The following is a 17,353-nucleotide window of genomic DNA, read 5'->3' as shown; positions in this document are numbered from 1 at the left end:
GCAATGCTGAGACCCCGCACCGCGGAGCGGGAGGAGGCTCAGCGTCGCCCCGCGGAAAGCGAAGTGCCTGGAACGGAAAACAGCAGCAAAGTGTTAAGACTAAATAGTTTTAAATCTACAAATATCCGCCCCCATTTTTCCACACAAACTGGATACTAAATCTCCTTGCGCTGAAAGTAGGTCATTCCTGACAGGAAAAACAGTACGAAGCCGCCGAGGATGACAATCAGGAGGGTTTCCATAGAGGCATTCAGTGCCCCGAATTCTTCTCCCATCCGCGGAATCATGGTCAAAAACGGCTGTGCCCAGGGATAGAACGGGCCGTAGGTTTCTGAGTTGGCTACCAGAATGTTTGGGAGTGTAAAGACCACATTGATGGCCAGCGGAGCGGCAAAGCTGGACCATGCGGCTGAAACAAACATTTGCAGGGCCGCGACCGGAAGGCAGGCAACCCATCCGCCGGCTATGCTTTCCAGGATGATTTTCCACGGAATCGGTGCATCGAATCCTTTCAGCTGTGCCACCAGCAGCAGGCCGCCTAAAAAGAGCAGCTGGGAGACAGCAATCAGCCCCATAACAAGACTGAATTTCACGATATATACATTTCTCCGGGAAACCGGCAGTGACAGCAGCTGCTTCCAGCCTCCGCCCAGATGCTCATAGCGGCAGACAAATGCAGAAAATACACCGGTCAAGAGCGGCAGGAACAGCAGCGCATGGACGAACGCCATGCTGCTGAGGGTGTAGAGCCATTGCAGCTCCCCCTCCACCCCGGGATGATCCGCTTCACCAAAGCCGGCCAACGCTGCCAGAAGAGGACTTATAAATATAAGCAGCCAGACAGAAGATTTTCTAAGCTTCAGCCATTCAGAGCTTAATAGATTGATCATGCTATTTCACTTCCTTTCTGGAAAAATCAATCAGCCCGGTCAAGTAGATGCCGATGCCGAGCAGGACGCCGGCCAGTGCCGAATAAAAAGGGCCGCCCCAGCTCTCAAGAAACAGCCATTTCAGCGGGACCCAGTCCGGGAACTTCACGGAAAACAGGGTCAGCACCGTCGCCAGAATGCCGGCCGTCAGCGGAATGGCCTGATTTTTCATGGTGATGGAAATCCATAACTGCAGTGCAATGAAAGGCATCCCAGCCAAATAAGGAAAGAACACGGATTCCGCCAGATAAAGGAAGGGAATGTCTGTGCCAAATCCGAGGATCAGTCCCAGAATGATCAGCCCAACGAATAGCAGTACACAGGAAATAAACAATAAGATGGCTGCCAATAGAAACTTGGAGGTAAATACCTTTCCTTTAGAAACAGGAAGGGCCAGGAGCTGCTTCCAGGCATTTGTCTGATGCTCAATATTGGCAATCATGCTGGTGACCAGCGCAAGCCCCAGCATGATCGCAGGGATGCTGAGGAAGCTGGCTTCACCGATCAAGCCTTTCCATAAATCTTTTGCATAAACTCCTGTCAAATACTCATAGCGGAGCCCGAAATTGACCGCTTCAAGAGCGACAACGCCAAAGGGGCCGAGAAAAACGAGAAACAGGATCATTTTTCTTTTGATTTTCAGAAAGTCGGCGGAAAGTATGTTCATCATCACAGGCTTCCCCCTTCTCCTGTCAGCTCCAGGAAGATGTCCTCGAGCGTTTTTCTCTGCTCCTGGACACGGTATACAGAAACATCATGGCGGACCAGTGTTTCCACAGCCGCGGCCACCTGGGCGTCTGTCCCGTCAAGCAGCAGGTGCTCCCGCTCTTTTTCTGCCTGGATGCCGTTTGACAGCAGCGCTCTCCAGGCTTTCTCTGTTTCATTGACTGTAATCGCAATCTGGCTGTTTGCCTTCTGCCTGAGAACATGGATCGAATCCTGGAAAATCATCGACCCTTTGGAGATGATCCCCACCTGTGTTGCCATTTGATCAATCTCTGATAATAGATGGCTGGAGACGAGGATGGTCATTCCATGCTGTGCCGGCATGCTTTTGATCAGCTCGCGAATTTCAAGAATGCCGGATGGGTCCAGTCCGTTCGTCGGCTCGTCCAGGATCAGCAGCTCAGGGTTCGCGAGCAGGGCGGCGGCAATTCCAAGCCGCTGCTTCATTCCAAGGGAAAAGCCTTTTACCGGCCGTTTCGCTTCCTTTGACAGGCGGACAATGGCCAGCACTTCATCGATCCGTGATTTTGGCACCTCGAGAATCCTGCGGAGAGCCTCAAGATTTTCGATGGCGGTCAGATGTCCGTAATAGGATGGATATTCAACAAGAGAGCCAACCTTGCGAAGGATCTGCAACTTCTCTTTTTTCAGATCCCTGCCAAAGATATGGATGGAACCGCCCGTCGGCCTGGCAAGCCCGAGCAGCATCCGGATCGTCGTTGTCTTGCCCGCACCGTTAGGGCCGAGGAATCCGTATATTTCTCCTTTCGCCAGCCGCAGATCCACATTTTCGACCGCACTCCGTTTTCCGAACTTTTTCGTTAAACCATTCGTTTCCAAGATTAATTCGCTCATTTTCTTCACCTCGGAACCATCTTATCCCGCGAAGGTTAAGCTGGGGGTGGGGGGAAGTTTAAATTTGGTTTAAAAAAAGGGGGGAAATTAGCATGCCTGCCTGTTTTTCGGCTGGTTCTGGGCAGAATTGAGGTATTTTGAGTTGAAAAATTCTAGCTGTCTAAGAACCCGATGGTGCTCACATCATAAATTCCGGCTGATTCTACCTAAATTCGGCGTTTTTCTACATAAATTTTCAATTACTCTACCAAAAAATTAAAAGATTCTACCTACTTTTTTGGTTATTCTAACTTTTATACATTATTTACCAATTGTAGCGTTGGAAATGCTGGAGCGAATCAACGACAAACCAAATTTTATAAACCCTGTTGATTGGAGTGCAAGGCACGTAGACTCCTGCGGGATTGCAGCGGCAAAGCTGAGACCCCGCAGCGCGGAGCGTGAGGAGGCTCAGCGCCGCCCCGCGGAAAGCGAAGTGCCTGGAACGGAAATCAACAGCCCCCATTCGAAGATATAACTCATTACAGCGACAAAAAGGCCCGGATATATGCAATCCGAACCCTCCACCAATAACTATCCATCCTTATACCCTTTTCCCAAATCCCCCTTCCTCCCAATCGCCATCTCCGTCCCGCCGCTGCTGCTGTTAATCTGAAGATCAAGATCCATCTCCTTCAGCATAAGAGCTGCAATGGAGAGACCGATGCCAGCGCCTTTGCCAGCAGACTCTCCTGTCATTCCCGGCCCTTTATCTTTTACGGCCAGAATTTCCTTTTCTGCATCAAGCAGGACACCGGCATATCTGCCCTGGGCGGCGTGCCGGAGGATATTCTGAAACAGATTATCGAGGATGCGGTTCATCCATTGCCCGTCTATATCCCAGTAGATGCTCTTGTCCGGCAGCTCAATATCAAGCTCGAAGCCTTCATTTTCAAAAACAGGATACCAGGCGGCTGCCGAGGTTTTTACGAGCCGGACGATATCCGTTTTTTCCGGATTGTATGGATACTTGCCTGAGGTTAATAGTGTATAGGAAAGCAGGTTTTCGATCAGCTGGCCAAGATAGCTGACTTTATTGTCAATGAGTTCGAGAGATTCCCGGCCTTTTTCGGAAGTGATTTCTTTTTTCAAAGAATAGGCATGGCCCCTGATTGTTGTCAGCGGGGTTCTGAGGTCATGGGAGAGATTGGCGATCAGCTGGCGCCTCAGCTCTTCTTCTTCCCGCTCCCGCTGCCTGCCTGTTTCAAGCTGGTCGATCATCCGGTTAAAAGCCCCTTCCAGCTGGCCGATTTCATCTTTCTTTTCAATGGCGATCGGCAGGGGGATCCCGCCTTCAGCCGGCTTGTCCATTGCCTCCTGGAGGCGGAGCAGCCTTTGGCGTATTCTGTAGAAGAAAATCCAGGATACAAACAGGAACAATCCCAGCACACCAAAGGTAGCAATCAGATAATAATAGTCATAGCTTCTGCTTACTTTCTCCCATTCTGTGTCCATTTCTCCCCGGGGCACCTGGATGACCATGAACCCTTCGGATTTCCCGGACCCGATGAATGAAACGACGGTATAGGGATCAGCTTCAAGGCCCCTATTCGTTTTCATGAAGTCGATTGTGTACAGCGGGTCCCACTGGGCAGGGATCTTTATTTGCTCTGGAAGCTTCAGCTTTGTGCTCCCCTGTCCGTCGACCCAAAAGATGCTTGCCTTATTGTACTTCTGCTTAAGCGCCCGAAGCCTCTCATTGATTTCTTCATCCGTCCTGCCGCCCAGCTTCTTTCCTTCTTCCTTCCACATTGATTCCATGCCTTTGCTGTCTTCATAGACATTCGGGTCATGCTCCTGCATGGAAAATGGGATATGGAATAAAACTGAAACGAGCGGAAAGGTGATTGGCATGAGCACCAGCGCCAGCAGGATGATGAGCAGGTATCTGCCCTGCAGTGATTTTGGCTTCATTGCTTCACCCTGTAGCCGATGCCCCGGATGGTTTCCAGGATGGCAGGCGAGCCTGGGTTTTCTTCAATTTTTTCGCGCAGGTAGCGGATGTGGACCATCAAGGTTTTATCTCCGTCCATATAGGGCTCCCCCCAGACTGCCTCAAAAATCTGCTCTTTTGTGAGAATCTGGTTCGGATGGCGGAGCATGTACATGAAAATCTGATGCTGCTTGCCTGTCAGGATGATCTCTTCGCCGCTCCTTGTATCGGTGATGCGATTCTCCCCAAGGCTGACTTCGAGATGGCGAAGCAGGAGCCGGCTCTGTTCCGGCTTTCCATACCTCCGGAGCAGCACATCGACCCTTGCAGCCAGCTCTTCCGGATGAAATGGCTTTGTCAGGTAATCATCGGCAAACTGCAGGCCCTGCAGCTTATCATCGACAGCCGTCCGGGCCGAAAGCATCAGGATAGGAATCCCCGGGGCATCCTTCTTCAGGCGCTGGCCGACCGTAAAACCGTCCAGACCTGGCAGCATTACATCAAGGATGACCAGGTCCGCTCTGGCAGCTGCCTGGGCTGCTCCCTCCCCTGACTGCAGCCAGTCGACCGAGTAGCCTTTTTCAAGGAGATAATCTTTCGTCCATTTGCCGATTTCTTTATCATCTTCGATATATAGGATGTTCTTCATCTTCATCACCGCTCAATCTTCTATTTCTGTTTTTATCATAGGTAAATTTTGGCGAAAAGAAAAGGGGTCCCTGCAATTCGTTCCAATTGTACTGAGATATAATATTGTTATAATTATAATTAGAACAATAATGGGAGGCGCATGACATGACTATGAAGAAAGTACTTACGATTGCTGGATCGGATACGAGCGGAGGAGCGGGCATCCAGGCGGACCTGAAAACATTCCAGGAACTCGGTGTGTACGGGATGACTGCACTGACAACGATTGTAACGATGGATCCGAAAGACCAATGGCATCATCATGTACATCCGCTGCCAATCGAAACGCTGAAGGCGCAGCTTGAAACCATCCTGTCTGTCGGCATCGATGCCATGAAGACCGGCATGCTCGGAACGGTGGAAATCATTGAGCTGGCGGCAAAGGTGATGGATGAAAATAAATTGAACAACACGGTCATTGACCCTGTAATGGTCTGCAAGGGCGAAGATGAAGTATTGAACCCGGAGACCACTGACGCGATGAGGGAGCTTCTTCTTCCGCGGGCAACAGTGGTAACGCCGAACCTGTTTGAAGCATGGCAGCTGGCACAGACCGGGCCGATCCGCACCATCGATGATATGAAGGAAGCGGCTGCGAAAATTCATGACATGGGTGCGAAGTATGTATTGATCAAAGGCGGCAGCAAGCTGAAGCATGAAAAAGCGGCTGACCTCCTATATGACGGAAAAGATTTCCTTTTGTTTGAAAACGAGCTGATTGATACTGTTTATACGCATGGGGCAGGCTGCACCTATTCTTCTGCAGTAACTGCAGGGCTTGCGAAGGGCCATAGCGTGACAGAAGCTGTCGAGACCGCGAAATCCTTCATTACGGAAGCAATCCGCCATGGGTTCCGCCTGAACGAGTATGTGGGTCCTACGATGCATGGTGCATATCGCAGCAATGGCTCAATCGAAAAAGCCGAGGGCCGGAAAATCTGATAGCGGAGGAAACACTGCCGCTGCTTAAAAGGAATGTGGAAGCGCCGATTTCGCTTTTCCATTCCTTTTTTAGTAAAATAATCTCATTCAAGGAACAGCAGCATTGTGCTGAAAGGAGGCATATATTTATGAAGCCTGTCGTAAAAGAAGATGTGCAAAAAGAGATTAGCCGGCTTGCCGGAAAGAACGTTTTTGTTCACCTCGAAACCACAAATGGGGCATACGCATCCCATTTTGATGAGTCTTTTTTCTCTGCCGGAGCCTATATCCGAAACGCATCCCTCAAATATGAGCTCGGAAAGATTACCGGAGACGGCCCGTTCAGAGTCGGTTTGAAAATGGAATTCGGCTGGGTGTATGCGGAGGGCATCACCCACTTTGAAGTGGATGAAATCGGCCGCCTGCTGATGGCTGGCCATGATAACAGCGGAAAGCTTGCTGTAGCGCTGCAGATCAGCGAGACTCCGTTTGAATAAAAGTGAAAGGAGAAATAGCTAATGGATAAGGAAAGACATGTACTCGTCATTTTCCCGCACCCGGATGATGAAGCGTTTGGCGTGTCAGGCACGATTGCTTCCCATGTTAACAGCGGGACCCCTGTTACATATGCATGCCTGACGCTTGGCCAGATGGGGCGCAATCTGGGTAACCCTCCTTTTGCAACGAGGGAGAGTCTGCCGCTGATTCGCCGCAAAGAATTGAAGGAGGCTGCCCGCGTCCTGGGGATCCAGGATTTGCGGATGCTCGGCTATCGCGACAAAACCATTGAATTTGAGGATGAAAAATTGCTCACCGACCACCTTTTTTCCATTGTGGAAGAAGTGAATCCGTCACTGGTCATTTCCTTTTATCCGGGATATTCGGTTCACCCGGATCATGATGCAACAGGGGCAGCTGTTGTAAGGGCACTTGAGCGCCTGCCTGAGCAGGACCGGCCGAAGCTGCATTGTGTCGCATTTTCCAATAACTGCGTCGATGAACTTGGCGAAGCGGATATTCTCAATGATGTCAGCGCCGTTGTCGACCAGAAGCTTGCTGCCATTAAAGCGCATCTTTCCCAGACACAGCTGATGGCTGCCCAAACGGAGGAAAAGCTGAAAAATAAGGACCCGCAGGCTACAGCCTGGATTCAGAATGAACGGTTCTGGACTTATAAGTTCCAATAAAAAAAGAGCCCCCGGGCTCTTTTTTTTTACTCTTCATCCCCCTGCAGCATCTGCTTCAGATAGGACAGCTGCCTGCCATCTTCTTTTTTTATAATCTTTACGAGCATTGGCTTTGTCAGGGACATGATGAAGCCGGATGTGTGGATATTGGCTTCGAGCTCCACCTGCGTGCCTTCATCAATTTCCGTGAATGTATAATCATACGTGACAACCAGCCCATTGGAATTGCTTTTTGCTGTATAGGACCTGTCCTGTTCAAATTGTGTATATTCAATTTCAGCCTTGACCTTCTTGCCCCTGATCATCCTTGTTTCAATGAATTTCGTCGATGGCCCGATCGGACCGTCCGTTGCCTTTTCCATTTTAACGACATTCGGCATAATTTCAGGCGCGTTGTCCGGGTTGGTGGCGTACTGGAAAACTTCTGCTACTGGTCTTCTTATAATGACAGTTGATTTAAAATCAGCCATATTTTGCACCCCGTTTAAAAGATTTGCTGGTACAGAGAACATTATACCTTTTTGAGGGATATGAGTCAGGTATTAATTTAAGAGATATGGCTCGAACGCTCATTATGTCAAAAAGAAGCATGGCTCTCTGAGCCTGCCTCTTTTCTATTCTGAAAGCTGGATTTTATACAGCTTATCATCGTTTGGCCCCGGGTTGCCGCGGCCATCTGTATTATTGCTGGCGAAATACAGGACATTACCGGAGAGCAGCACATCCCTGATCCTTCCGGCACCGGTGATGAGTTCCTTTTGCTCTCCTGACTCCAGGTTGAATTCAAGTACTGCAGTACCCCTCAGCGCAGCCGCATATAGCTTGCCGTCCTTGATGGCAATGCCGGATGGAGCCCAGGTATTGTCTTCCCCTGAGGTGAAGAGCGGCGTTTCCATGCCTTCCTTCTCTTCGTTGCCCTGGATGACCGGCCAGCCGTAGTTTTTCCCGGCCACGATCCGGTTGATCTCATCATTGGCGGATGGTCCGTGCTCAGAGGCATAAAGGGTGCCGTCTTCAGCCCAGGCAAGGCCCTGCGGATTGCGGTGGCCATAGCTGTATACATAAGATCCGGCAAATGGATTATCGTCGGGAACCGTTCCATCCAGATTCATCCGGAGGATTTTTCCGCCGAGGGAATCCAGATCCTGGGCGATTTCCGGATCGGCTGCCGCGTCGCCTGCGGTAGCATAAAGCTTGCCGTCAGGGCCGATTTTCAGGCGGCCCCCATGATGGTATTGCCCGCTCGGGATCCCATCCAGCAGCAGCCTTGTTTCCTCCCAGGCATCCTCCGTCTGCTTCAGGACGACGATCCGGTTCTGCTGTACGGATCCTTCTTCATACGTATAATACGCAAAGGCTTCTCCAGAGCTTTCAAAATCCGGGGAAAGGACAAAGCCGAGCAGGCCGGCCTCCGAAGCCTGTGAGAGTTTCTTTTTCAGGCGGACCTCCTGCCTCTGCCGGCTGCCTTCTTCTGCTTTTACAATGCTCCCTGTCCTTTCAGTCATATAAAAAGTGCTTCCTGCCTGGTCGATCGACCACGGGGTCTTCAGATCGGCCGCGAACTCTTCCGCCTCCGGCACGGCTGAAGCCGCCTCCTCGCTTTCCTGCGGCCTCGGCTCTGTCTCATTCGATTTGTCTTCTGCCGAGCAGCCCGCCGTTGCCAGCAAACCGAGCAGCATGAATAGGGCTGATTTTTTCACAGTATCTCCGCCTTTCAGTTAAAGGTTTCAAAACGCCCAAAAAACAGGCCGGTTCGTGCCGTCATTTCCCTATGCCTTAAGGGCATCCAGGATTGCTTTTGCCACTCCGCTTTCTTCATTAGTCAGCGTCACAAAGTCGCACTGTGCCTTGATGATTTCGTCTGCATTGCCCATGGCGACAGACCTGCCCACCCGTTTGAACATAGAAAGATCGTTATAGTTATCGCCTATTGCCATTGCATCCTGGATGCCTGTCCCGCTTTTTTCAAGGAAGGCTTCAAGCGCAACGCCCTTTTGCGCTTGTTTGCTAGTCAGCTCCAGGTTTTCCTCACCGGAAGAGCTGATGACGAGCCCTTCGTCCTCAAGCGGCACAAGGGCTTCCTTTGCCGCTGCAAGCCTTTCAGCGTCGAATGAGAAGGCAAGGAGCTTATAAATTTGATGCTCTGTATCATCAAAAAGGATATCGTAGCTGTCCACCTTTTGGACAAGCCCTTTTGTGAACCTTTCCTCTGCCGCCTTCATGACTTCATCCACATCAGCTTCAGGGTTTCCGCTCATAAAGATGTCGACGATGATAGAGACGCCTTTATCGGCATCAATCGTGTAAGTGCCTTTGTTTGTGTACACTTCAAAATAAACGCCATTTTGCAGGAGCGCCATGCCGGCTGTCCTTGCCGTCGACTTGTCAAGCGGATTGCTGGCTATTACTTCTTTATCGATGGACCTCACTTCGGCCCCATTGACGCAGATCATCGGGGTGTGTATCCCGGCTTCTTCCAGGACGAAGTTCGCTTCAAAATAGGATCGTCCTGTGGCGATGACAACCTCCACCCCTTCTGCCTGCGCCTTCTGGATCGCTTTTCTGTTTTCTTCTGTAATCTGCTGGGTTGCGGTCAGCAGTGTCCCGTCCATATCAATCGCGATGCATTTCACCATGATTTCTTCACCTACTAATTGTTTTTTCAATCTATGTAGCATTCTATCAGTTTTTCCTTCTTATTTTAAATATTTGCTACCCTCACGGATGCTCAAGGGTGCGAGCGGAGAACTGCTGATAAAGCTTCTGACTGACTCAGGGTTTGTCTTGCTGTACTCCCTCAAGGCCCAGCCGATTGCCTTTTGGATAAAAAATTCCTTGCTGCCGGCATTCTGGCTGATGAATTCATACAGGATGCCTTCACTTGTATTTTGCTTGTACCGGAGCTGAAAGATGATGCTTGTCCTTCTCAGCCATAGATGGCTGCCATAGGCCCAATCCTTCACTGTATCCTCAATGGTTTCAGGATGATCGGAGGCATTTCGGCCGACAGGGTGGGCAGCCAATGTATCAACAGTATCCCACCAGGACTTTTCCGTAATCAATCTCTCCATAAATAGCATGTCGTCTTTTACAAGCTTCTTCAAGGAGCTGAGGATATAGTCACAGGCTGCATATTGATATTCCCTTTCTTCCTTCTTCCATAGCTCTGACACAAACTCATGCTGAAAAGGCTCCTTTAAGATCTGAGTTTCTGCAAAAAACTCCTTCGTAAGCTTCCTGCGCTCCGGCGTCCTTATTCCCAGGAACGGGAAGTTGCCTTTCATATATTTTCTCATCGGCTCTGCCTGCTCAGCATTCCTGTGCAGGGTGAATTTTTCTTCCAAAGGTTTGAGATACATCTCATCCAGCTCCTATATCAGATTTTTTGCTAAATAGGTTGCTAACTTGCTTATTAGGGTATATATCTACATGAGGCACTCTCAAGGCGGCGAAATACCGGCTTTCCCGCCATATATTCTTGGATATTGCCATTTTCAGCTATTGATGGCGTTTTCTCCAGTCTTTTATACATGTTAAGGTTAAATATAGAGAAAAAACAGGGGGTATTCTATGAATGAACAGCAAGATAAGTCATTAAACAGTGTTTTTTGGGTCTCTGCTTCAGTGATCCTTCTGCTTGTCCTCACAGGCGTCTTCCTGCCTGACATTTTTTCAGGGGCCGCACAGAAAGCCTTCGATTTCACTACATACGCCTTTGGCTGGTTCTACCTGCTATCGGTACTCCTCTTTGTATTTTTCTGCCTATTCCTGGCCATCAGCAAATATGGCCGCATCCGGCTTGGCGGGAATGATGAAAGACCCGAATATTCCTTTTTCACATGGATCGGCATGCTCTTCAGCGCCGGATTTGGCATCGGCCTTGTCTTCTGGGGAATCGCCGAGCCGATGAGCCATTATTTTTCGCCTCCCATCGCTGATATGGAAGGACTCACGCCTGAAGCAGCAAGAACTGCCATGGGCTACTCTTTCTTCCATTGGGGCGTCAGCCAATGGTCCGTCTTCACGATTGTCGGACTCGCAGTCGGCTATTTCCAGTTCCGCAAAAAGCAGGACGGACTTGTTTCCACTACGCTCAAGCCGATCATCAGTACAAAAAAGGAGCGGTCAGGCCTCCGGAAATTCATTGATATCCTGGCTGTCATTGCCACTGTCCTGGGTGTAGCCACATCACTCGGGCTTGGGATCCTGCAGATTAACGGCGGATTGAATGCTGCCTTCGGGATCACTAACAGTGCTTGGGTGCAGATTATCATTATCGTTGTATTGACAGCCCTTTTCCTCTTGTCTTCTACTACAGGATTGGATAAAGGAATCAAGTATTTGAGCAATCTTAACCTTTCCCTTGCTCTGATCATCATGCTCTTTGTATTCATTGCCGGACCGACTGTTTTCATCCTGAATACGTTCACACAGGGCATCGGCGATTATATTACCAATTTCATTAACTGGAGCCTGCGCCTTACACCTTATAAAGGCGGTACATGGGTGCGTGACTGGACGATTTTCTATTGGGCATGGGCGATCGCCTGGTCCCCGTTTGTCGGCGCGTTCATTGCACGGGTATCAAGGGGGAGGACCATCAGGGAATTTGTCGTCGGCGTGCTGATCATACCGCCGCTCATCGCCCTTTTATGGACAGCCGTGTTTGGCGGGACCGCCCTGCATTTTGACCTGTTCCAGGGAACAAGCATAGCTGAAGCAGTCAATGCGGATGTTACCAGTGCTCTGTTTACAACATATGGTGAATTGCCGTTTACCTTTATTGTCTCATTATTATCGATTCTGCTGATTTTCACGTTTCTTATTACCTCAGCAGATTCGGCAACCTATATTCTCGGCAGCATGACCTCCAAGGGGTCACTGATGCCTCCCCTCGGTGTGCGCATCGTCTGGGGCATCCTGATCGGTGCGATTGCGGCCGTCCTCCTGCTCAGCAGCGGGCTTGAGGGACTGCAGACTGCCTCGCTTGTCGCAGCCCTGCCATTTACTGTCATCCTTGTCTTTATGTGCATTTCGCTCCTCAAATCATTGAGCAAGGAACCGCCTGCGCCAAGGACCAAAAAATAAACAGCGAAACTCCCGTATTTAAGCGGGAGTTTTTTTGGTATCAAAATTATTTTCCCCTAGTGCTTTGATATATAAGATTTCAGCTCCTGCATGTCAGTTGTACGATAAACAATCTTCTCCTGCTTAAAAACAAAATAGGAGGGAAGCTCGTTCAGTTCCAGTTCGGGATAAGCTTTTTGTAAATAATCCAATTCTCCAGATATGTATCCAGAGGCAAATCGATCGCCTGGTTTTTTATTGGCAAATTTAAGAGATGATGAATTGCTGACAGCAAATCCAATGACGGTTTGAACCTCTTTATCAGGGGCCAGAAGTTCCTGGTAAGAGACAATCTTTTCGGTTTTGACTCTGGTTAAATACGTTGCCTTGCCTTTATTCCACTCAGCCTTAATCACAAGAGTCACAGTTCCGGGACGGTTTGTAAAATGAAAGACAGATCCAACCAGTTTATAGATTTCTTCTTCAAGCCGCGGCTCCCAGGCGGAAATGGATATTAGATCAGGCTTCTCCGGAAAGGAAACTGAAAGATCTGAAAATGGTCCGACCGGCAATGCCTCCATGCTTTCCAGGGAGTCTGATAGATTAGCTTTATTCAATGCTTTGGATGTGTCCGTCCCGTTCCATGAATAATCAAACAAAACTGCTTGAGCTTCCTTGCCTTCTGACACTATTTCAGGGAATGGAGGCTTTTCTTCCTTATACAGTTTCCATTTATCGAAAGATAGCAATATAGCCAATAGCACTATCGCTCCAATTCCCCACTTCAAAGATTTCTTAGTCATAATCCGCCTCCTCCACCCCCTAAATGTTACCATATTTTCTTCGGCTCGGGACGTTTATCCAGATTTCCCAATATGATATAAGATTCAATTTTTCAAAAAAAAGCAGCCCTTCCTAAAAGGCTGCCATTCCCGCTATCAGCTATGAAAAATGATAGTATCGATAATCCCGTATTCTTTCGCTTCTTCGGCGCTCATGAAATAGTCGCGGTCTGTATCCCTGGCCACTTTTTCAACAGGCTGGCCCGTTTTTTCGGAAATGATTCCGTTGATATGCTCCCGGAGCTTCAGAATGCGTTTCGCGGATATTTCAATTTCAGTTGCCTGGCCCCTGGCCCCGCCGAGCGGCTGATGGATCATGATTTCGCTGTTTGGCAGGCTGCAGCGCTTGCCTTTCGTGCCGGCGAGCAGGAGCATCGCACCGAAGGAAGCGGCCATACCCGTGCAGATTGTCCTGACGTCAGGCTTGATGTACTGCATAGTGTCATAAATTGCAAAGCCTGCTGTTGTGGATCCGCCCGGGCTATTGATATAAAGCGATATATCCTTGTCTGGCGCATCTGCGGCAAGAAACAGGAGCTGGGCAATCACACTGTTTGCCACATGATCATTGATCTCTTCTCCAATCATGATGATCCTGTCCTTCAGAAGCCGTGAATAGATATCATAGGAGCGCTCGCCCCTGCTCGACTGTTCAATTACATATGGTATTGCCGTCATATCCAATCCTCCCTTTCTGCGGTCTACGCCGCGATAGAGAGTGTGCATTGCGGAGGAGACTGCCTGCGATGATGGCAAGGCTTTGGCTCAGCATGGACAGACAGGCTTTTCAGTGACGGCAGCATCGGGAGCGCCCTTAGAAGACAGCCTGGATCTTCTTCCTGGAGGGACTTTACCAGCAGCCTGGCAACAAAGGCAGCCTCTTCGCTCCCGGTGTCAGGACTGCCCGTGTCTGCATCTGACTGCAGCTGCCTGCGCGCCCGGCTTAAGGCCGACTTTACGGCAAATTCGGTTGTCTGCATCAGTCCGGCAATTTCCTTTGAGGTATATTGGAACCCTTCCTTAAGAGCATAAATGACTGCCTGCTTCAAGGTCAGGCATTCCAACAGCTTTTCGACAGCTTCACTGCTGACGTATTGCTTCTCTTCATTCCGGATGGGCTCCGGCGCCTCCTCCAGCTGCTCCTTTTTACGTTTGCGCGTCACATCCACCCAGCAGTTATAGGCAATTTTCTTCAAAAGTGCCTGGCTGACCCGTTCAGGCTCGTAGCTGCTGGCGGCACGGAGGAAAGCCTCCTGTGCAAGGTCATCCCCATCCCAGCTGTTCCGTGCGAGAAATCGGCTATAGCGCTGAAGGGCGGGATACATCTCATCCGCCTTCTCCGCCAATGCCGGCACCTGGTCTGCCTCTTCCTGCTTCATCACCATCGCTGCTCACTCCTTTTACACATCTCTGCCCCTTAAACGGATCAGGGAGGAAGAAAAGATACGGCCATTCAAATATATTTTATGCATTTTCATGAAAGAGTTCTCTAATAGTGTATTCTTCAGGAAGCCGCCCCAAACCTTCCCATTTTACTTCCCAACTGTGAAAAACTGGCCAAGGCACAGCTCCCCAGGGGTCCTGAACAGTCTTCCATAGAAAAACCGGGCCAGCCCGCCCGGCAGCTTTCCTTATGAACTTACCATCGTCCCGCCGTTGATATGAAGCACCTGCCCGCTCATATAGCGGGAGTCGTCGGAGGCAAGGTAAACATACGCCGGAGCCAGCTCAAACGGCTGGCCGGCCCTTTTCATCGGTGTATCTGTGCCGAATTCTGATACCTTCTTCGCAGAGAAGCTGGCGGGGATAAGCGGTGTCCATATAGGACCGGGAGCTATGGCATTCACCCGGATTCCTTTTTTCTCAAGCGACAATGATAAGGACCTTGTAAAGGTTACGATCGCACCTTTTGTCGAGGAATAGTCAATCAGATCTTTATGGCCTTCGTAGGCCGTAACGGACGTTGTATTGATGATGGAGCCCCCTGCCTTCATATGGGGAAGAACGGCTTTTGTTAAGTAGAAAAACGCGAAAATATTGGTTTCAAAGGTGTCGAAGAGCTGTTCCCTTGTGATATCGAGAATGCTCTTCTGCACAAATTGGACGCCATGGTTATTGACGAGGATATCGATCCTTCCGAAATGATGAAGCGTTTTTTCGACAATTTCCCGGGAAAAGTCCTCCCTTCTCATATCGCCGGCGATAAAAAGACTTTCCCCGCCAAGCTCCCGTATCCTTTCCTGTGTTTCCCTGGCATCCTGGTGCTCATTCAGGTAGACAATGACGACTTTGGCGCCTTCCTTTACAAACGCGTAAGCCGCCGCACGGCCAATCCCGCTGTCCCCGCCGGTGATGATGGCCACCTTCCCTTTCAGTTTCCCTGACCCCCGGTAGTCCGGGTCCTCCGAAATCGGTCTTGGCACCATCTGATATTCCAGGCCGGGCTGTACATCCTGATGCTGCGGCGGGAAAGACAGCGGCTTTTCTTTGCATTCCTCTTTTTTTCCGTAATAAGGATAGACTGGATACATGATCACCACTCCTGTTCATAGGCATATGACTATCCAGTGTATTCTGTGGATCCCCACTTGGTGAAAAGAGAAGATTAAGGAGCAAAAGAAGGAAAAATTAGAATATTACAGAAACTATATAGGGATTGTTTTTTAAAGGGGGAATTAATATGAAAGCTGTCGTCTCACTTTTTAACCGGATCATGCAGCGGTATTTGCCGGATCCATTCCTGTTTGTGGTGATCCTGACCTTCGCCGTTTTCGGCCTGGGGCTCATCTTTACAGAAAGCAGCCCGTATCAGATGGTCCAGTTCTGGGGAGGCGGGTTCTGGGGACTTCTGACATTCTCGATGCAGATGGTGCTCGTGCTGGTGACGGGCCATGTGCTGGCAAGCAGCCGCATTTTTAAAAAGGGCCTTGGCTCATTGGCAGGCCTGGCCAAATCTCCGGGGCAGGCCATCATCCTTGTCACTGTCATCTCCATGCTCGCGAGCTTGATCAACTGGGGCTTCGGCCTTGTGATCGGTGCACTTTTTGCCAAAGAGCTGGCGAAAAAGGTCAAAAATGTAGATTACCGGCTCCTGATTGCAAGCGCATACACCGGCTTTATTGTCTGGCATGGAGGCATTTCTGGTTCGATTCCGCTAACGATTGCAACAGCCGGGCATTTTTCAGAGGACCTCATTGGCATCATCCCGACAGACCAGACCATCTTTGCTTTTTTTAATATTGCTATTATCTTAGGCATTTTCATCATTATGCCGATTGTGAACAGAATGATGATGCCCTCCAGGGAAGACACTGTCGCGGTTGACCCTGCCCTGCTTGAGGAGGACCAGCCGGCCGCTGCTATTGAACAGGCGGCCCTGACACCGGCGGACCGCCTTGAGAACAGCAAGATCCTTTCCATGCTGATCGGCATTTTCGGGCTTGTGTTCTTATTCTATTATTTTGCTACAAACGGGTTTAAGCTCAATCTTGATATCGTAAACTTCCTGTTCCTGTTCCTGGGCATCCTGTTCCACGGGACTCCAAAGCAGTTCCTGAACGCGACGGTCAATGCCGTGAAAGGAGCCAGCGGCATCATCATCCAGTTCCCGTTCTATGCCGGGATCATGGGAATGATGACCACTTCCGGGCTTGCGGCTGTGATGTCAGAGGCATTTGTGTCCATTTCCAATGATTTCACCTTCCCATTCTTTGCCTTCCTTTCCGCCGGCCTGGTCAATTTCTTTGTCCCGTCAGGAGGCGGCCAGTGGGCCGTACAGGCGCCGGTCATGCTTGAGGCGGCACAAACGCTCGGTGTTTCGATACCAAAGACAGCCATGGCAGTCGCCTGGGGCGATGCGTGGACTAATCTGATCCAGCCATTCTGGGCACTTCCCGCCCTTGCCATTGCCGGGCTGAAGGCCAAGGATATCATGGGTTACTGCGTGCTTGCCTTATTTGTAAGCGGTATCATCATTTCGCTGGGAATGCTTTTTCTATAAGACTTCCGAAAACCCGCTCCGGCGGGTTTTTTTCATGCAGCCGGTTCCTGCTTATGGGCAGAGCTGCGGCTTGGCTATAATAGACTTAACCAATTTTTTAAAAAAACAGCTTGCATCTCACGCTGCGTGAGGTTTTAAGATAAAGACAGATAGATTAAGGGAGA

The 17,353-nt window shown here is 49.8% G+C and carries 18 protein-coding genes; 5 read left to right on the top strand and 13 right to left on the bottom strand.

Annotation, left to right across the window (positions count from 1 at the left end; all coding sequences use genetic code 11):
• Nucleotides 1–155 precede the first annotated feature (155 nt).
• From ABU165_RS05510 to ABU165_RS05490, 5 genes are all read right to left on the bottom strand, one after another.
• Nucleotides 156–890: an ABC transporter permease gene (locus ABU165_RS05510; protein WP_094769427.1), complete on the bottom strand. Its 735-nt coding sequence runs from the start codon at nucleotides 888–890 to the stop codon at nucleotides 156–158.
• A gap of 1 nt (nucleotide 891) precedes the next feature.
• On the bottom strand, nucleotides 892–1,599 hold the full coding sequence (locus ABU165_RS05505; protein WP_094769426.1) for an ABC transporter permease: 708 nt from the start codon (nucleotides 1,597–1,599) through the stop codon (nucleotides 892–894).
• The gene (locus ABU165_RS05500; protein ID WP_148949896.1) at nucleotides 1,599–2,510 is read right to left on the bottom strand and encodes an ABC transporter ATP-binding protein; all 912 of its coding nucleotides are present in this window, start codon (nucleotides 2,508–2,510) and stop codon (nucleotides 1,599–1,601) included. The genes ABU165_RS05505 and ABU165_RS05500 overlap by 1 nt, the downstream gene beginning before the upstream one ends.
• Nucleotides 2,511–3,083: 573 nt before the next feature.
• The gene (locus tag ABU165_RS05495) at nucleotides 3,084–4,463 is read right to left on the bottom strand and encodes a sensor histidine kinase (protein ID WP_318059732.1); all 1,380 of its coding nucleotides are present in this window, start codon (nucleotides 4,461–4,463) and stop codon (nucleotides 3,084–3,086) included.
• On the bottom strand, nucleotides 4,460–5,137 hold the full coding sequence (locus tag ABU165_RS05490) for a response regulator transcription factor (RefSeq protein ID WP_009794353.1): 678 nt from the start codon (nucleotides 5,135–5,137) through the stop codon (nucleotides 4,460–4,462). Before ABU165_RS05490 ends, ABU165_RS05495 begins: the two co-directional genes overlap by 4 nt.
• 140 nt (nucleotides 5,138–5,277) lie before the next feature.
• On the opposite strand from ABU165_RS05490, the gene pdxK reads away from it, so the two are divergent.
• From pdxK to bshB2, 3 genes are all read left to right on the top strand, one after another.
• Nucleotides 5,278–6,114 carry a pyridoxine/pyridoxal/pyridoxamine kinase gene (pdxK, locus tag ABU165_RS05485; RefSeq protein WP_101548846.1) on the top strand — a complete coding sequence of 279 codons (837 nt, stop codon included), beginning with the start codon at nucleotides 5,278–5,280 and terminating at the stop codon, nucleotides 6,112–6,114.
• Nucleotides 6,115–6,242: 128 nt separating this feature from the next.
• A complete protein-coding gene (locus tag ABU165_RS05480) occupies nucleotides 6,243–6,590 on the top strand; it encodes a YojF family protein (protein WP_022544523.1) in 348 nt (115 codons plus the stop codon).
• Nucleotides 6,591–6,611: 21 nt separating this feature from the next.
• Nucleotides 6,612–7,280 (top strand): bacillithiol biosynthesis deacetylase BshB2, encoded by a 669-nt coding sequence (bshB2, locus tag ABU165_RS05475; protein WP_009794356.1) that lies wholly within the window; start codon nucleotides 6,612–6,614, stop codon nucleotides 7,278–7,280.
• 26 nt (nucleotides 7,281–7,306) lie between these two features.
• Here bshB2 and ABU165_RS05470 read toward each other — a convergent pair whose 3' ends face one another.
• From ABU165_RS05470 to ABU165_RS05455, 4 genes are all read right to left on the bottom strand, one after another.
• Complete coding sequence (locus ABU165_RS05470; RefSeq protein ID WP_022544524.1) at nucleotides 7,307–7,750, bottom strand: SRPBCC family protein; 444 nt, start codon at nucleotides 7,748–7,750, stop codon at nucleotides 7,307–7,309.
• A gap of 144 nt (nucleotides 7,751–7,894) precedes the next feature.
• Nucleotides 7,895–8,980, bottom strand: coding sequence for a PQQ-dependent sugar dehydrogenase (locus tag ABU165_RS05465; RefSeq protein WP_253618793.1), 1,086 nt, complete (start codon nucleotides 8,978–8,980; stop codon nucleotides 7,895–7,897).
• A gap of 69 nt (nucleotides 8,981–9,049) precedes the next feature.
• Nucleotides 9,050–9,916: a Cof-type HAD-IIB family hydrolase gene (locus ABU165_RS05460; protein ID WP_022544525.1), complete on the bottom strand. Its 867-nt coding sequence runs from the start codon at nucleotides 9,914–9,916 to the stop codon at nucleotides 9,050–9,052.
• 60 nt (nucleotides 9,917–9,976) lie between these two features.
• Nucleotides 9,977–10,639 (bottom strand): DNA alkylation repair protein, encoded by a 663-nt coding sequence (locus ABU165_RS05455; RefSeq protein ID WP_318059731.1) that lies wholly within the window; start codon nucleotides 10,637–10,639, stop codon nucleotides 9,977–9,979.
• Between the two features lie 211 nt (nucleotides 10,640–10,850).
• Here ABU165_RS05455 and ABU165_RS05450 point away from each other — a divergent pair, with 211 nt between their 5' ends.
• The gene (locus ABU165_RS05450) at nucleotides 10,851–12,368 is read left to right on the top strand and encodes a glycine betaine uptake BCCT transporter (RefSeq protein ID WP_318059730.1); all 1,518 of its coding nucleotides are present in this window, start codon (nucleotides 10,851–10,853) and stop codon (nucleotides 12,366–12,368) included.
• 56 nt (nucleotides 12,369–12,424) lie between these two features.
• Here the strand turns inward: ABU165_RS05450 and ABU165_RS05445 are convergent, their stop codons facing one another.
• From ABU165_RS05445 to ABU165_RS05430, 4 genes are all read right to left on the bottom strand, one after another.
• A complete protein-coding gene (locus tag ABU165_RS05445) occupies nucleotides 12,425–13,150 on the bottom strand; it encodes a hypothetical protein (RefSeq protein WP_318059729.1) in 726 nt (241 codons plus the stop codon).
• Between the two features lie 135 nt (nucleotides 13,151–13,285).
• On the bottom strand, nucleotides 13,286–13,867 hold the full coding sequence (gene clpP / locus ABU165_RS05440) for an ATP-dependent Clp endopeptidase proteolytic subunit ClpP (RefSeq protein ID WP_009794366.1): 582 nt from the start codon (nucleotides 13,865–13,867) through the stop codon (nucleotides 13,286–13,288).
• Between the two features lie 23 nt (nucleotides 13,868–13,890).
• Nucleotides 13,891–14,574: a sigma-70 family RNA polymerase sigma factor gene (locus ABU165_RS05435; protein WP_101548840.1), complete on the bottom strand. Its 684-nt coding sequence runs from the start codon at nucleotides 14,572–14,574 to the stop codon at nucleotides 13,891–13,893.
• 246 nt (nucleotides 14,575–14,820) lie between these two features.
• Nucleotides 14,821–15,720 (bottom strand): SDR family oxidoreductase, encoded by a 900-nt coding sequence (locus ABU165_RS05430; RefSeq protein WP_094769415.1) that lies wholly within the window; start codon nucleotides 15,718–15,720, stop codon nucleotides 14,821–14,823.
• Between the two features lie 149 nt (nucleotides 15,721–15,869).
• Here ABU165_RS05430 and ABU165_RS05425 point away from each other — a divergent pair, with 149 nt between their 5' ends.
• Nucleotides 15,870–17,189, top strand: a complete 1,320-nt coding sequence (locus ABU165_RS05425) for a short-chain fatty acid transporter (protein ID WP_318059728.1) — start codon at nucleotides 15,870–15,872, stop codon at nucleotides 17,187–17,189.
• Nucleotides 17,190–17,353: the final 164 nt, after the last annotated feature.

The organism is Cytobacillus sp. T106, from assembly GCF_040492155.1.
GTDB lineage: Bacteria > Bacillota > Bacilli > Bacillales > Cytobacillaceae > Bacillus_AB > Bacillus_AB infantis.
Note: the sequence above shows the minus strand (reverse complement) of the source record. Positions and strands in the feature narration are given on the sequence as shown.

What these genes read in the sequence shown, in the direction of transcription:
- ABU165_RS05510 (WP_094769427.1), bottom strand. Translation starts at nt 890, where the DNA reads ATGATCAATCTATTAAGCTCTGAATGGCTGAAGCTTAGAAAATCTTCT.
- ABU165_RS05445 (WP_318059729.1), bottom strand. Translation starts at nt 13,150, where the DNA reads ATGACTAAGAAATCTTTGAAGTGGGGAATTGGAGCGATAGTGCTATTG.
- pdxK (WP_101548846.1), top strand. Translation starts at nt 5,278, where the DNA reads ATGACTATGAAGAAAGTACTTACGATTGCTGGATCGGATACGAGCGGA.
- ABU165_RS05470 (WP_022544524.1), bottom strand. Translation starts at nt 7,750, where the DNA reads ATGGCTGATTTTAAATCAACTGTCATTATAAGAAGACCAGTAGCAGAA.
- ABU165_RS05480 (WP_022544523.1), top strand. Translation starts at nt 6,243, where the DNA reads ATGAAGCCTGTCGTAAAAGAAGATGTGCAAAAAGAGATTAGCCGGCTT.
- ABU165_RS05425 (WP_318059728.1), top strand. Translation starts at nt 15,870, where the DNA reads ATGAAAGCTGTCGTCTCACTTTTTAACCGGATCATGCAGCGGTATTTG.
- bshB2 (WP_009794356.1), top strand. Translation starts at nt 6,612, where the DNA reads ATGGATAAGGAAAGACATGTACTCGTCATTTTCCCGCACCCGGATGAT.
- ABU165_RS05490 (WP_009794353.1), bottom strand. Translation starts at nt 5,137, where the DNA reads ATGAAGATGAAGAACATCCTATATATCGAAGATGATAAAGAAATCGGC.
- ABU165_RS05505 (WP_094769426.1), bottom strand. Translation starts at nt 1,599, where the DNA reads ATGATGAACATACTTTCCGCCGACTTTCTGAAAATCAAAAGAAAAATG.
- ABU165_RS05430 (WP_094769415.1), bottom strand. Translation starts at nt 15,720, where the DNA reads ATGTATCCAGTCTATCCTTATTACGGAAAAAAAGAGGAATGCAAAGAA.
- ABU165_RS05435 (WP_101548840.1), bottom strand. Translation starts at nt 14,574, where the DNA reads ATGGTGATGAAGCAGGAAGAGGCAGACCAGGTGCCGGCATTGGCGGAG.
- ABU165_RS05500 (WP_148949896.1), bottom strand. Translation starts at nt 2,510, where the DNA reads ATGAGCGAATTAATCTTGGAAACGAATGGTTTAACGAAAAAGTTCGGA.
- ABU165_RS05450 (WP_318059730.1), top strand. Translation starts at nt 10,851, where the DNA reads ATGAATGAACAGCAAGATAAGTCATTAAACAGTGTTTTTTGGGTCTCT.
- clpP (WP_009794366.1), bottom strand. Translation starts at nt 13,867, where the DNA reads ATGACGGCAATACCATATGTAATTGAACAGTCGAGCAGGGGCGAGCGC.
- ABU165_RS05495 (WP_318059732.1), bottom strand. Translation starts at nt 4,463, where the DNA reads ATGAAGCCAAAATCACTGCAGGGCAGATACCTGCTCATCATCCTGCTG.
- ABU165_RS05460 (WP_022544525.1), bottom strand. Translation starts at nt 9,916, where the DNA reads ATGGTGAAATGCATCGCGATTGATATGGACGGGACACTGCTGACCGCA.
- ABU165_RS05455 (WP_318059731.1), bottom strand. Translation starts at nt 10,639, where the DNA reads ATGTATCTCAAACCTTTGGAAGAAAAATTCACCCTGCACAGGAATGCT.